Source organism: Streptosporangium sp. NPDC006930 (assembly GCF_040635605.1).
Classification (GTDB): domain Bacteria; phylum Actinomycetota; class Actinomycetes; order Streptosporangiales; family Streptosporangiaceae; genus Streptosporangium.
Genome location: NZ_JBEYID010000032.1, coordinates 55,338 through 68,752 on the forward strand (window position 1 = coordinate 55,338; position 13,415 = coordinate 68,752).

At 71.1% G+C, this 13,415-nt stretch carries 12 protein-coding genes; 4 read left to right on the forward strand and 8 right to left on the reverse strand.

Features of this window, described 5'->3' with window-relative positions:
- Positions 1–44 precede the first annotated feature (44 nt).
- On the forward strand, positions 45–1,460 hold the full coding sequence (locus ABZ664_RS36540; RefSeq protein WP_362521067.1) for a DHA2 family efflux MFS transporter permease subunit: 1,416 nt from the start codon (positions 45–47) through the stop codon (positions 1,458–1,460).
- A 72-nt stretch (positions 1,461–1,532) separates the two neighbouring features.
- On the opposite strand, the gene ABZ664_RS36545 is transcribed toward ABZ664_RS36540, so the two are convergent.
- Both ABZ664_RS36545 and ABZ664_RS36550 read right to left on the reverse strand, forming a co-directional pair.
- Positions 1,533–2,744, reverse strand: a complete 1,212-nt coding sequence (locus tag ABZ664_RS36545) for an acyltransferase (protein WP_362521070.1) — start codon at positions 2,742–2,744, stop codon at positions 1,533–1,535.
- Positions 2,741–5,695, reverse strand: coding sequence for a condensation domain-containing protein (locus ABZ664_RS36550; protein ID WP_362521074.1), 2,955 nt, complete (start codon positions 5,693–5,695; stop codon positions 2,741–2,743). The genes ABZ664_RS36545 and ABZ664_RS36550 overlap by 4 nt, the downstream gene beginning before the upstream one ends.
- 115 nt (positions 5,696–5,810) lie before the next feature.
- On the opposite strand from ABZ664_RS36550, the gene ABZ664_RS36555 reads away from it, so the two are divergent.
- The 3 genes from ABZ664_RS36555 (at position 5,811) to ABZ664_RS36565 (ending at position 8,189) form a co-directional block, all read left to right on the forward strand.
- Positions 5,811–6,575 (forward strand): SDR family NAD(P)-dependent oxidoreductase, encoded by a 765-nt coding sequence (locus tag ABZ664_RS36555; protein ID WP_362521078.1) that lies wholly within the window; start codon positions 5,811–5,813, stop codon positions 6,573–6,575.
- Positions 6,576–6,738: 163 nt separating this feature from the next.
- Positions 6,739–7,179, forward strand: coding sequence for a VOC family protein (locus tag ABZ664_RS36560; RefSeq protein ID WP_362521081.1), 441 nt, complete (start codon positions 6,739–6,741; stop codon positions 7,177–7,179).
- The gene (locus ABZ664_RS36565) at positions 7,176–8,189 is read left to right on the forward strand and encodes a class I SAM-dependent methyltransferase (RefSeq protein WP_362521083.1); all 1,014 of its coding nucleotides are present in this window, start codon (positions 7,176–7,178) and stop codon (positions 8,187–8,189) included. The genes ABZ664_RS36560 and ABZ664_RS36565 overlap by 4 nt, the downstream gene beginning before the upstream one ends.
- 67 nt (positions 8,190–8,256) lie before the next feature.
- Here the strand turns inward: ABZ664_RS36565 and ABZ664_RS36570 are convergent, their stop codons facing one another.
- From ABZ664_RS36570 to ABZ664_RS36595, 6 genes are all read right to left on the reverse strand, one after another.
- On the reverse strand, positions 8,257–8,847 hold the full coding sequence (locus tag ABZ664_RS36570) for a dihydrofolate reductase family protein (protein ID WP_362521086.1): 591 nt from the start codon (positions 8,845–8,847) through the stop codon (positions 8,257–8,259).
- 193 nt (positions 8,848–9,040) lie between these two features.
- Positions 9,041–11,272 carry a catalase/peroxidase HPI gene (gene katG / locus ABZ664_RS36575; RefSeq protein WP_362521089.1) on the reverse strand — a complete coding sequence of 744 codons (2,232 nt, stop codon included), beginning with the start codon at positions 11,270–11,272 and terminating at the stop codon, positions 9,041–9,043.
- A 40-nt stretch (positions 11,273–11,312) separates the two neighbouring features.
- Complete coding sequence (locus ABZ664_RS36580; RefSeq protein WP_350949426.1) at positions 11,313–11,750, reverse strand: Fur family transcriptional regulator; 438 nt, start codon at positions 11,748–11,750, stop codon at positions 11,313–11,315.
- Between the two features lie 177 nt (positions 11,751–11,927).
- Positions 11,928–12,236: a transcriptional regulator gene (locus tag ABZ664_RS36585; RefSeq protein ID WP_362521092.1), complete on the reverse strand. Its 309-nt coding sequence runs from the start codon at positions 12,234–12,236 to the stop codon at positions 11,928–11,930.
- Entirely contained in the window at positions 12,233–12,718 is a 486-nt protein-coding gene (locus tag ABZ664_RS36590) for a hypothetical protein (protein ID WP_362521095.1), read from the reverse strand. The genes ABZ664_RS36585 and ABZ664_RS36590 overlap by 4 nt, the downstream gene beginning before the upstream one ends.
- Before the next feature lie 159 nt (positions 12,719–12,877).
- Positions 12,878–13,408 carry a DUF1697 domain-containing protein gene (locus ABZ664_RS36595; protein ID WP_362521098.1) on the reverse strand — a complete coding sequence of 177 codons (531 nt, stop codon included), beginning with the start codon at positions 13,406–13,408 and terminating at the stop codon, positions 12,878–12,880.
- Between the last annotated feature and the right edge of the window lie 7 nt (positions 13,409–13,415).

Genomic DNA, 13,415 nt, shown 5'->3' on the forward strand with positions numbered 1-13,415 from the left:
TGGTCTAGTTCGCCGTGCCCCAACCACCGAACCGGAGACACCACGTGACACGACCGCGAGACGACAGGCTCGATCCGGCGCTGCTGCGGCTGATCGGCGTGATCCTGCTCGGCGGGCTGCTGGGCATCCTCAACAGCACGATGGCCGCCGTCGCCACCGACACCCTGGCCAGGGCCTTCGACACCTCGCTGAGCACGGTCGGCTGGGCCTCCACCGGCTTCCTGCTCGCCGTCACGGCGACCATCCCCTTCACCACCTGGGCCGTGGACCGGTTCGGGGGCAGGCGGCTGTGGCTGTGGGGCCTGGCCCTGTTCCTGGCCGGATCCCTCGCCTCCGGGCTGGCCTGGAACGTCGGCAGCCTGATCGTCTTCCGTGTCGTCCAGGGCGTCGGTGCGGGCGTCCTCGATCCGCTCGTCCTGATCCTGCTGGCCCGCGCCGCCGGCCCCCACCGCGCCGGGCGCGTGATGGGCCTGATGGGCGTGGTCCTCTCCCTCGGTCCCGTCCTCGGTCCCGTCATGGGCGGGATCATCCTCCAGGGTCTGCCGTGGCGGTGGATGTTCCTGCTCAGCGTGCCCGTCGGCCTCGTCGCCCTGCTTCTCGCCCTGCGCGTGCTGCCCGCGGATCCACCGCTCGGACGGCAGCGGCCGCGGGTACGGCTCGACGTCCTTGGCCTGGCCCTGCTCGGCCCGGGGTTCGCCGCTCTCGTCCTGGCCCTCTCGCAGACGGCCGAGCAGGGCGCCTTCACCGCCTGGCAGGCGCTCACCCCTCTGGCCGCCGGCGTCGTCCTGCTCGGCGCCTACCTGATCCACGCGCTCCGCGTCCGGCGGAACCCGCCCCTGATCGACCCGCGGCTGTTCGCGGGCCGGGGCTTCACGGCGAGCGTCACCATCATGGGCCTCGGCGGGCTCGCGAACTTCGCCGCCCTGTTCGCGCTGCCGCTGTATCACCAGCAGGCGCACGGGCACGGCGCGCTCGCCGCCGGGTTGCTGATGGCGCCGGTGGGCCTCGGCGGCGCCGTCAGCATGCCACTGGCCGGACGGCTGTCGGACCGGATCGGCGCACGCGGGCCGGCCTGCGCCGGGGCGCTCGTGGCCGCTCTCAGCGCACTGGCCCTCACCCGGGTCGGAGCGCAGACCCCCGAGGTGTGGCCCGCGCTGGCCGCTTTCACCATGGGCCTGGGGATGGGCTTCTTCAGCGCGGCCACGATGGGATCGCTGTACCGGACGCTGCCCGCCCCGCTGGTGGCGCAGGGCAGTTCGGTGCTCTACATGCTCAACCAGCTCGGCGCCGCGATCGGCGTCGCCGTCGTCACGCTCATCCTGCAGACCGCGGACGACGTGATCACCGGCTTCCACGGCGTCTTCCGGTTCGCCGTCGCCATGATCGTGATCGTGCTCGCCGCCGTCCCGCTCCTGCCCGGCCACGAGGACGCTCCTCGCCGCGTCGGCGTCCCGGTGTGACCTGCCGACGGCCCTGCGAACGGCCCGCCATGGGCAGCCCCGCAGACGCGGGACGGCGGTGTGCCCCCCACCTCACATGGAGGGTTCCGCGCCCGGCGCCGGGGTGGCGGCCTTGGGCTCGCGGCGCAGCATGGCCCGCAGCCTCTTCTCGATCGGATACTCGTACAGCCGGTACAGCCCCCACGACAGCAGCACGCTGACGACCAGCCCTGCCAGCGCGTACGGCAGGTGCGCCCAGGTGGGCTCGGGGAAGTCGTAGAGCGACTGCCGCCCGAACGCGTGCTTGGCGATGGGGAAGAGCACCAGGAAGTGGATGAGGTAGAAGGCGTAGGACCACTGGCCGAGAGCCACCAGCGGGCGGGAGCTGAGCAGGCTGCGCCGCCCGGCCAGGTCGTTGGTCGCCGCCGCCGCGATGAGCAGCGCGAACACCACGATGCTGCCCCGGTTGGCGGTCTCGGCGAGCGCGGTCTGCCACACGCCGGACCAGGACCACGCCCACAGCAGCGCGAAGTAGCCGACCGTGATCGCGGTCGCCGTACGCAACCCGATCGGGCTGCGCCAGCCCCGGCGCACGGCGGCGGCGATCACGATGCCCAGCACGAACTCGCTGACCCGGGAGATCGGCGAGTGGGTGGCGAAGTAGTACAGGTCGGAGGTGAACCAGTTCTCGGCGGTGAGTTGCGGGTTGGCCAGCCAGAGCCACACGCGCGTGCCGATGCTGATCGCGATGAGCACGGCGGCGATCATCACCATCTGGCGCAGCGTGCGCCGCACGATCGGGCGCACCACGAACGGGAAGACCGCGTAGAAGAACGCCTCACACGACAGCGACCAGGAGACGGTGTGCGGCACGGCGTCGCTCTGGAACGACGCGGGGAACCACGCCTGCACCATGAGCAGCGTCGCGACCGTCCACCACACCAGCGCCGTGCCGCCCTCGGTGGGCCAGAGCTGGCCTCCGACGAGCAGCGCGACCGCCGCGACGGTGGTGATGAGGAGCGAGGGCCAGATCCTGGCGAAGCGGCGCCAGTAGAACTTCGGCGCGGTGTCCTTGTCGAAGAACGTCCAGGTGAGGACGTAGCCGGACAGGACGAAGAAGAACGTCACCCCGGCCGTGCCGAGGACGAACAGCTCGTTGAGGTAGGGCAGGGGCAGCAGGATCGCGATGTGGCTGAAGAACACGCCGAACGCGGCGAACCACCGCAGCCCGGTGAGCGACTCCAGTCGCGTCCTCGGCGGGCCCTCGATCGTGTCCGGTGACGGCTTGTCGGCTACCGAGGTCACGACGCCGCCCCCTCTCCCGCGAGGCCGGCTTGCGCGCGTCGCTCGTCGAGGAGCGCCGCCTGTTCGCGGACGGTCGCGTGACGCAGCAGGTCGGGCAGCTCCACCTCGACGCCGAACGCCACCTCGTAGCGCAGGCTCAGCCTGGCCAGGGTGAGCGAGTGGCCGCCGAGGTCGAGGAAGCCGTCGGAGGCTCCGATCTCCTCCACTCCGAGCAGCTCGCGCCAGATCCCGGCGACGGTCTCCTCGGTGCCGCTCTCGATCGGCACGTGCCCGCCCTCTTCGTCGGGAGTGTCGGGGCTGGGCAGCTCGGTGTGGGCGATGTGGCCCTCGGCGGTCCTGGGCAGGAAGTCCAGGACGGTGACGGAGCCGGGGAGCTGGTATTCGGGCAGGTGGGCGGTGAGCTCCGTGAGGTCGATCCCCTCCCCCGCCACGTACGCGGCGAGCCGGTCGTGGCGCACGTCGACGGCGGCCTCGGCGACGCCGGGGCGCCCTGCCAGGGAGCGGGCCAGCTCGTCGGTGTCCACCCGGAACCCGCCGACGGTGAACATCCGGTCGAAGCGGCCGAGCAGTTCCAGCGAGCCGTCGGGGAGAACGCGGCCGCGGTCGCCGGTGGCGGTGCCGCCGACGTGGATCTCGCCGGGCACGCCGACTGCGCCGGGGCGCCCGGTCCGGTCGGCGACCTCGATCGGCGTACCGGCGAGGGCCTCTCCGAGCAGGACGCCCCTGCGGGGTTCCGCGAGCGGGTCGACCCGGTGGGCCGCGGCCCAGTGCTCGCCGTACAGGGTCCAGGTGGGAATCGCGGCGGCCAGTTCCCGCGAGAGGGCGGGCGGGGTCGTGGCCGCGTCGCAGAGCGCGGTGAACGGGCGGTCGGCGGGCAGGCCCTCGTGAAGCAGCAGCCGCCACGCGGCGGACGGGGCGTACACCACGGTGGCGTCCGCGACCAGGTCCCTCAGCCGTCCGGCGTCGCGGGCGGCTTCGGGGGGCGCGGTCACCAGGTGCGCGCCGTGCAGGAGTGCGAGCAGCAAGGCGTCGGCGAACGCGCCGGACGTGGGCGGGGCGAAGGTGAGCACGGTGTCGGCGACACCCAGGCCGATCCGCGAGGCGAGGTCGGCGATCGGCGCGGCGCCCGCGCCCTCCGTACGGCCGTCGAGGACGTCGGCCTTGAGCTGGGCGTATCGCCAGACGGCCGGGTCGGGGCTGTCGGCGGCCGGGGGTCCGGCTCCCCTGCGCACGGCGGGCGCGAGGTTCTCGGCGCGGGCGTCGAGCTCGGCGTAGGTCAGCGTGACGGCGGGGGGAGCGCCCGCGGGAGAGGTACTCGTGGAGGTGCCTGTCGATGGATCGCCCGCGTGGGTGGTGACGGCGGGCGGGGTTCCCGGGGGAGACGTGCCCGTGGAAGGCGTGCCCGCGTGGGTGGTGACGGCGGGCGCGTCGGGGGTGAGCCGCACCCGCTCGGCGAGGACGGCGGCCGGTCCCCCGGCGCCGGTTCCTGATTCCGCGGGCCGGGGCGCAGGGGGGAGGGAGAGGTCACCGACCGGCAGGTCCGGGTGGGCGCAGGCTCCGGTGACCAGGAGCTCGAACTGCTCGGCGAGGACCTCGACCGTGGCGGGGTCGAACAGGTCGTCGTTGTAGCCCCACAGGCCGGCCATGCCGTCGCCGTCGACGCTGAAGTCCACCATCAGGTCGAAGTGCGAGACCTCGACGTCGGGGACGAACTCCGAGGCCCGCACGCCCGGCAGGTTCAGGAAGACGCCGTCGTTGTCGCGCACCCCGAGCCCCGCCTGGAACAGCGGTGTGTGGCTCTGGGGCCGCTGCGGGTGCAGCTCGCGCACCAGTTCCTCGAAGGGCATCTCCTCGTGGTCGTGTCCCTCGACGGAGGCGTGACGCACGCGGCGCAGCAGCTCGCGGAAGGTGGGCTCCCCGCGCAGGTCGAGGCGCAGGCAGATGATGTTGATGAAGCATCCGACGAGCGCTTCGAGTTCGGGCCGGATGCGCCCGGCGGCGGGTACGGCGGTGACGATGTCGGCCTGGCCCGCGTAGCGCGACAGCAGCACGCCGTAGGCGGCGAGCAGCACGGTGAACGGGGTGGTGCCCTCCTCGCGCGCCACCGCGCGCACGGAGGCGACGACGTCGCCCGGTAGCCGGGAGCGGTGGAAGCGGCCCGCGCGGCGCCGGTGCGGCGGCCGGGGCCGGTCGGAGGGCAGGTCGAGCAGGCGGGGTACGCCGTCCAGGGTCCGCCGCCAGTAGTCGACCAGGCGTGAGCGCACGTCCTCGGTGCGCAGCCGCTCGCGCTGCCAGAGGGAGAAGTCGGTGTACTGCAGGTCCAGGTCCGGCAGGCTCACCGGCCCGCCGCCGGTGTCGGTACCGGCTCCGGTGCCGATCGCGCCGCCGACGGCCCCGGTGTAGAGGGCCTCGACCTCGCGCCCGACGATCCCGAAGGACGGGTCGTCGAAGACGATGTGGTGGAAGGTGAGTACGAGCACGTGGTCGTCGGGGCCCAGCCGGAGCAGCAGCGCCCGCCAGAGCGGCCCGTGGCGCAGGTCGAACGGGGCGAGGATGTCGTCGGCGGCCATCCGCGCGGCCTCGGCCTCGGCGTCCGGCTCGTCACCCAGGTCGACGGAGCGCAGCACGCTCGCGGGCGCGTCACCGACGCGCTGCACGGGCATGCCGTCGACCTCCGCGACGGTGGAGCGCAGGATCTCGTGCCGCCTGATCACCTCGCACAGCGCCCGGTCGAGGGCTCCGGCGTCAAGGGGCCCGCGCAGCCGCAGCGTGGCGGGCACGTGGTAGAACCCGAAACCCGGATTGAACATCTCGCCGAACCAGATGCGCTCCTGGGTGGAGGAGACCGGCACCCCCGAATCGGGCACGGCATGTCGCGGGATGCGATCTCGCTCGCGCCTGCGGCGGGCGATCAGGTCGTGCACATTGTCCGCGCTCTTGGAAATCGTCATGTGAATGGTGTCCTCACGTCTGTGGGGTGCAGCGTGAATGCAGAATTTTGCGTCAGGATATGTCTTGATAAGCGAGAGCATTTACCCTCTATTGCGAAAAGGCGGCGAAACGGATATGGAGCTGCAGGGTGTGACGGCGCTGGTCTCCGGGGGCGGCGGAGGGCTCGGCGCCGCCACCGCGCGCGAGCTCGCCAAGGCCGGAGCGCACGTGGTCGTGGCCGACCTGGAGGCCGCCACGGCGGGCCCGGTGGCCGACGAGGTGGGCGGCACGTTCGTGGAGACCGACGTGACCGACGCGGGCTCGGTCGAGCGCGCCGTGGAGACGGCCGCCGGGGTCGCGGGACCGCTGCGCGTCGCGGTGAGCTGCGCGGGAATCGCGCCCGCCGCCCGTACGGTCGGACTGGACGGCCGCCCGCACGACCTGGAGACCTTCGAGCGGGCGCTCGCGGTCAACGTGGTCGGCACCTTCAACGTGATGCGGCTGGCCGCCGCCGCGATGGCCGCGACCGAACCGCTGGAGGACGGTGAGCGTGGCGTGGTCGTCAACACCTCCTCGGCCGCCGCCGAGGACGGCCAGGCGGGCCAGGTCGCCTACGCCGCCTCCAAGGGCGCGGTCGCGGCGCTCACCCTGCCTGCCGCCCGCGACCTCGCCTCCGTGGGCGTGCGGGTGTGCGCGCTGTCACCGGGCCTGTTCGACACCCCGCTGCTCGCGGCGATCCCGCCGGAGTTCCGGCGCCCGCTCCTGCGGCAGATCGTCTTCCCGCCCCGGCCGGGAACCCCCGTGGAGTTCGCGCGGGCGGTCCGCGCCGTGTGCGAACTGGGTTACCTCAACGCCGCCGTCGTCCGCCTGGACGGCGGCCTGCGCCTGCCGAACACCTGAGGAAACTCGCCGTACGTTCGGGAGTGGAGCACCGGGAAAGCCCATGGAACGTTTGGAGGTGGAACACCGGAGCAGAACACCGATCCCGTGAACGCCGACACGTCTCGCCGGCGGGATGCGGGGTAGCGTCCCGTTACGTTTCCATGGTCACCGATCGAAGGAGATGAGGAAATTGCTCACCCCACCCGACGGAATGCCGAGAATCACCCCCGTCATCTTCTACTCCGATGTCGAGAAAGCCATCGAATGGCTCATCGAGGCGTTCGGATTCGAAAAGCGCAAGGTGTTGAACGACGACGACGGGTCCGTCGTCCACGCCGAGCTGTCGTTCGGCGAGGGGGTCGTGCAGCTCGCCGGGACGGGTGACGGCCGCAGGCACGAGCCGCAGGGCGAGGGCGAGCTGCGGCAGAGCCTGTACGTGTTCGTGGACGACGTGGACGAGCACTACGAGCGCGCGAAGGCCGCGGGAGCCGTGATCCGCGACAAGCCGGACACGCGTTTCTACGGTGACCGCAACTACACCACCGAGGACCTGGAGGGTCACCACTGGGTCTTCGCCCGCAGGGTCGAGGAGATCCCGTACGAGGAGATCGACACCCCATGAGCGCCGTCGAGCAGGTCAGGGAGCTGTACGAACGCTACCCGTGCCCGTCGCTGACCGTCGGCGACGACCTGATCCTGGATCTGGCGCTCGGCATCGGCATGGTCGCCAGGGACAAGACCCTGGCGGGCAGGCGGGTGCTGGACGCCGGGTGCGGCACCGGGCACCAGCTGCTCGGGCTCGCCTCGCAGTATCCCCAGGCGCACTTCACCGGCATGGACCTGTCGCAGTCGTCACTCGACGTGGCCGAGGAGCTACGCGAGCGCAACGGGCTGACCAACGTGGAGCTGGTGCGCGGCGCCATCGGCGGGGAGGGGTTCGAGGGCCCCTACGACCTGATCGTGATGACCGGGGTGCTGCACTGCCTGGACGACCCCCGCGCGGGCCTGGCCTGGCTCGCCGACCGGCTGTCGCCCGGCGGGCTGATGTACCTGTGGCTGTTCCACAGCTTCGGCGAGCACCAGCGGCTGATCGACCGCGAGCTGGTGCGGCTGCTGTCGGGCGGCGACACCGGCGAGGAGGGCCTGTCGGTGGTGCACCGGCTGGGGTTCGGCCGCTCCGCGGGCCGCTACGGCACGGGCACCGCGCCCGGCGCCGACCCGCGCGACCAGGACGTGCTGGACGCCGACGCCTACCTGCACCCGGTCATGCGCACCCACCGCTTCGGTGACGCGGCCCGCCTGTTCGAGGGCCTCGACGGGATCGGCTGGGTCGCGCTGAACGGCGTCAACTGGGACGGCGGCGGCAAGATCCTGGACCTGGGCCGCCGCCACCCCACCTCCCCGGTGTTCCTGTCGGACGCCGACCTGTTCGACGACGAGGAGCTGCTCGCCCGCTACGCGGCGCTGCCCGTCGCCGAACGGGCGGCGGTGATGGAGCTGCGGCTCGCACCGACCGGCTTCACCGTGGTGGCCGGCACCCCGGAGGCGGAGAGGCTGTGCGAGGCCAGAATCTCGGGCAACGTGCTCCTGAGGAACCGAACGGCCGCGCCTGGCGGGGTGACCGGCACCTGACTCCGTCCCCGCGAGAGAAAGGGGAACGCCCACCCCCGGACAGCGAAAGCGGGCGTTCCCTCATCCGTCAATCTCCGGCGGACCGGTAGCCGGCGATGATCACGCCGGTGCCCGTCGCCGCGGAGTCGACCAGACGGAAGGCGGAGAGGTCCGAGCCGGAGGGGGAGAACAAGCGGCGGCCCGACCCCAGCACCAGCGGGTGGATGAGCAGAAGCAGCTCGTCGACGAGGCCACGCGACATCAGTGACCTGACCAGCATCCCGCTGCCGAACACCACCAGGTTTTCCTCCACCTTCTCCTTCAGGACCGCCACGGCGTCGGCGGCGTCGCCCTTGAGCAGGGTGGAGTGCTGCCAGGGCAGCGGCTCGGCCAACGTGGTCGAGGCCACATACTTCCGGACCCCGTTCAGGGCCTCGGTGAACGGGTTCGGCGCCTGCCGTGGCCAGTAGTCCGCGAAACGCTCGTATGTCGTGCGGCCGGCCAGCAGGGACCACGCGCTCGACATGCGGGCCCCCATCGCCTCCTGCATGGCCGGGTCCTGGCGCACAGTCGCCCAGCCGCCGTGCCGGAAGTCGTCGCGGGGGTCCTCCTCGGGATGTCCCGGCGCCTGCATCACGCCGTCGAGCGTCAAATGTTCGATCACGATGACCTTGCCCATGTCTCCGTCTCCTTCGGGGTCCGCCAGGTTGGTCCTGGCTCTCACCCCTACACGAACGACGGGCCACCGGATCGACGGTCCGGAGGGCACGATCCGAGGAGTCCCCCTCTCGACGCCGACACCACAGGTGGACGACACCGGGAGGGGGACCGACGTTCAGGCCGGCCGGCGGAGGCCGGCCTGAACGTCATGATCAGACGAGGTCGAACCGGTCGAGGTTCATCACCTTGACCCACGCCGCGACGAAGTCCTTCACGAACTTCTCCTTCGCGTCGTCGCTCGCGTAGACCTCCGCGAGCGCGCGCAGCTCGGAGTTCGACCCGAAGACGAGGTCGGCGCGGCTGCCGGTCCACTTGACCTCGCCCGTGGCGAGGTCGCGACCCTCGAACGTGCTCTCGTCCTCCGACGTCGCCTTCCACCTCGTGCCCAGGTCGAGCAGGTTGACGAAGAAGTCGTTGGTCAGGACCCCGGGGGTCGTGGTGAGGACGCCGAGCGAGGACTGCCCGTGGTTGGCGCCCAGGACGCGCAGGCCACCGACGAGGACCGTCATCTCGGGGGCGCTCAGGGTGAGCAGGTTCGCCCGGTCGATCAGCAGGTACTCGGCGGGCAGCCGGTCGCCCTTTCCGACGTAGTTGCGGAACCCGTCGGAGGTCGGCTCGAGCGCGGCGAACGACTCCACGTCGGTCTGCTCCTGCGAGGCGTCCACGCGGCCCGGCGTGAAGGGGACCTCGATGTCGAAGCCCGCGTCCTTGGCGGCCCGCTCGACGGCAGCGCTACCGGCGAGCACGATCAGGTCGGCGATCGAGACCTGCTTGCCCCCGCTCCGGGCGGCGTTGAACGCCTCCTGGATCTCCTCCAGGGCGCGCAGCACGGTGGCCAGCTGGTCGGGGTCGTTCACCTCCCACCCCTTCTGCGGCTCAAGGCGGACGCGCGCGCCGTTGGCGCCGCCGCGCTTGTCGCTGCCGCGGAAGGAGAAGGCCGACGCCCACGCGGCGGACACCAGCTGGGACACCGGCAGGCCGGAGGCGAGGATCTTGCTCTTGAGGAAGGCGACGTCATCGGCGTCGATGGGCTGGTACGTCGCGGTGGGCAGGGGGTCCTGCCACAGCAGCGTCTCGGTCGGGACCTCCGGGCCGAGGTAGCGCACGACCGGGCCCATGTCGCGGTGGGTCAGCTTGAACCACGCCCGGGCGAAGGCGTCCGCGAACGCGGCGGGGTTCTCCAGGAAGCGCCGCGAGATCTGGTCGTAGACCGGGTCCACGCGCAGCGCGAGGTCGGTCGTGAGCATCGTCGGGGCGTGGCTCCTCGACGGGTCGTGGGCGTCGGGGACCGTACCGGCACCGGCGCCGTCCTTGGGCTTCCACTGGTGCGCGCCCGCGGGGCTCTTGCTCAGCTCCCACTCGTAGCCATAGAGGATCTCGAAGAAGCTGTTGTCCCACGTCACCGGGGTGTTCGTCCACGCACCCTCAAGACCGCTGGTGATCGTGTCGCCGCCCTTGCCGGTGCCGTAGGTGTTGTTCCAGCCCAGGCCCTGCTCCTCGATCGAGGCGGCCTCCGGGTCGGCGCCGACGTGGTCGGCCGGGCCCGCGCCGTGGGTCTTGCCGAAGGTGTGACCGCCCGCGATCAGGGCGACCGTCTCCTCGTCGTTCATCGCCATCCTGCGGAACGTCTCGCGGATGTCGCGGGCCGAGGCGAGCGGGTCCGGGTTGCCGTTCGGGCCCTCGGGGTTGACGTAGATGAGACCCATCTGGACCGCACCGAGGGGGCTTTCGAGCTCCCGGTCACCGGTGTAGCGCTGGTCGTCGAGCCAGGTGGTCTCCGGACCCCAGTAGACGTCCTCCTCGGGCTCCCAGACGTCCGCACGACCGCCGGCGAAACCGAAGGTCTCAAAGCCCATCGACTCCAGGGCGACGTTGCCGGACAGGACGAGGAGGTCGGCCCACGAGAGGCTCTGGCCGTACTTCTTCTTGACCGGCCACAGCAGGCGGCGGGCCTTGTCGAGGTTGGCGTTGTCGGGCCAGCTGTTGAGGGGGGCGAAACGCTGCTGACCGGCACCGGCGCCGCCGCGGCCGTCGCTGATCCGGTAGGTGCCCGCGCTGTGCCAGGCCATCCGGATGATGAACGGGCCGTAGTGACCGTAGTCGGCCGGCCACCAGTCCTGCGAGGTGGTGAGCACCTGCGCGATGTCCCGCTTCACGGCCGCGAGGTCGAGGGACTTGAACGCCTCGGCGTAGTCGAACTCCTCGCCGAGGGGGTTGGCCACGGCGGGGTTCTTCGCGAGGATCTTCAGGTTGAGCCGCTCCGACCACCACTGGCGGTTTCCGCCGCCCTGAGTCGGGTGCGGGGCACGCTCGTGCGCGACCGGGCAGCCACCTTCGCCCTCCGCCTTCGCGTCCGTGACGATTGCATCATGGTTCTCAGACATGGAATCCTTCTGGATCTTCTGTTTCAGGGAGTCGCGGCGCTCAGGAGCCGCGAGGGGTGGAACAGCCGGGGCACAGGCCCCAGAAGATGACCTCGGCCTCGTCGATCGAGAAGCCGTGGTCGTCGGACGCGGTCAGGCAGGGTGCCTCACCGACCACACAGTCGACGTCGGCGACGACACCGCACGACCTGCACACGATGTGATGGTGGTTGTCGCCGACACGCCCCTCGAACCTGGCCGGGCTGCCGGCCGGCTCGATGCGGCGTAACAGCCCGGCCGCGGTGAGCGCCTGGAGGGCCTCGTACACGGCCTGGAGTGAGATGTGGCCCACCCGATCGCGCACCCCGGAGGCGATCGCCTCGACTCCGAGATGGTTGCCGTCCCGGACGGTCTCGAGCAGGGCCACCCGCGCGGCCGTCACCCGCAGGCCCACCCCGCGCAGCTCATCGGCGGTGGTTGGAGTGCCAGGTGCGGTCATGGGACCAAATCTAGCGCCATAAACACGAAGAGTTCAAGATAATGAACAATGCAAATTTAGAGCCCCGCCAGGCGAGGAGGCGATCCGGGTTCCCCCGAGGACCTGAGGACCGGCTCCGACCGGCGACTTCGGCCGCCTGGAACGGCCCGGCGGGAGTTTCGTCTTGGTTGTTCCGCCTCAGCTGGGGAGGACCGAGAGGCCGGATTGGGCGACGATGGCCTGAAGTGCGGCGACGTGGCCGGTGTAGGCCGCGCGCCCCTCGCGAGTGAGGCTGAACCATGTCCTCGGGCGTTTGCCGACATGCCCCTTGCGGATCTTCACGTAACCGGCCGCCTCCAGGGCGCTCGCGTGCTTGGACAGCACCGAGTCGCTGACGCCCAGGTTGTCGCGGACGAAGGCGAACTCCGCCTCGTCGGCGGCGGCCAGCAGCGAGACGATCCCCAACCGGGTCGGCGCGTGGATCGCCGGGTCGAGTCGCGGCGTCATCGCGCCACCGTCTCCGCCCGGTGAACGGTCCGCCCGGACATCCAGCGGGCCAGAAGAGGCGTGGTGATCGCCGCGACCACAGTCATGATCACACCCATAAGCGTACGCGGGTAGGCGAGGCCCAGTTCCGTGAACCACAACGCCATCAGGGCGGCCCCGACACCGGTGGCGACCAGCCAGCCGGTGAAGCCAACCCATGCCCACGGGTCCGTCAGCGAGGAGTGCGGGCGCAGGTTCGCGTTCCTGACGTCTCTCACGAACTTGAGGACGGCGACGGCGAGACCGGCCGACAGGGCCGGCACCGCGATCCAGATCCACCAGGCGGGCGGGACCTCGGTGACGAACTGTATTCCGGTGACGAAGACCCATACCGCCACGGGATACCAGGCGGGGAACATCGGCGGCGCGGCGCGCAGAGCTCTGCGCCGCGTCTCGTGGATCTGCTCCAGCGTCCGCGCAGCCTCTTCCGGGGAGATTTCCATGTCCGCTCCTTCGCTCTTTCCTACATGGAAAGTACTTTCTACTTTCCATATCGTCAAGTACTTTCCAAGCCAGGCCGGTACGGACAGGTCCTCCAGCCCGCGCGGGCGGCGCTCTCGGTGAGAGGGCCGGTCCGCGCCGCGGGCGGCCCCCTCACCGGCTCAACCTTCGGCCAGTTCCACGAGGTTGGTGACGGTTCTCCAGTTGCGCATGGTGGCCGGGGTCTTCAGACGTCGTTCGAGCGCGACCGGGAGCTTCGCGCGGCCGGAACCGTTCGGCAGGCTCAGGTAGATCTCACGGCTCGCCGTCCACATCTCCTCGGGTGCGAACCTCCCGGCGTCGAAGCCGTCGAGCCAGTCCGCCGACAGGGAGTCGAGCAGGAACCACACCGAGTATCCGGTCGGATCGTCGGCCTTCGCCGGGCTCGCCTCGACGATCGCCCTCAGCTCGCCGGCGGTCCGCAGGATGACCTTCGTGCTCAGCCCGAGCCCGTCGGCGAGCCGCCCCTCAAGCCGCGCCGCGACCTTCCCCGCCTCCGGCTCGTCGGCGGTGAAGACGACGTTGCCGCTCTGCAGATAGGTCTGGATGTCGGTGTGCCCCAGCTCCGCGCACACCGCGCGCAGGTCGGGCATGGAGATCTTCTTGTGGCTGCCGAGGTTCACCGCGCGCAGCAGCGCCACGTATCGCGTCATGCCCTAT

Bases quoted from the DNA above. Each gene is read 5' to 3' on its own strand.
- katG (WP_362521089.1), bottom strand. From the start codon at position 11,272: ATGTCTGAGAACCATGATGCAATCGTCACGGACGCGAAGGCGGAGGGC.
- ABZ664_RS36555 (WP_362521078.1), top strand. From the start codon at position 5,811: ATGGAGCTGCAGGGTGTGACGGCGCTGGTCTCCGGGGGCGGCGGAGGG.
- ABZ664_RS36590 (WP_362521095.1), bottom strand. From the start codon at position 12,718: ATGGAAATCTCCCCGGAAGAGGCTGCGCGGACGCTGGAGCAGATCCAC.
- ABZ664_RS36580 (WP_350949426.1), bottom strand. From the start codon at position 11,750: ATGACCGCACCTGGCACTCCAACCACCGCCGATGAGCTGCGCGGGGTG.
- ABZ664_RS36570 (WP_362521086.1), bottom strand. From the start codon at position 8,847: ATGGGCAAGGTCATCGTGATCGAACATTTGACGCTCGACGGCGTGATG.
- ABZ664_RS36550 (WP_362521074.1), bottom strand. From the start codon at position 5,695: ATGACGATTTCCAAGAGCGCGGACAATGTGCACGACCTGATCGCCCGC.
- ABZ664_RS36560 (WP_362521081.1), top strand. From the start codon at position 6,739: ATGAGGAAATTGCTCACCCCACCCGACGGAATGCCGAGAATCACCCCC.
- ABZ664_RS36565 (WP_362521083.1), top strand. From the start codon at position 7,176: ATGAGCGCCGTCGAGCAGGTCAGGGAGCTGTACGAACGCTACCCGTGC.
- ABZ664_RS36585 (WP_362521092.1), bottom strand. From the start codon at position 12,236: ATGACGCCGCGACTCGACCCGGCGATCCACGCGCCGACCCGGTTGGGG.
- ABZ664_RS36595 (WP_362521098.1), bottom strand. From the start codon at position 13,408: ATGACGCGATACGTGGCGCTGCTGCGCGCGGTGAACCTCGGCAGCCAC.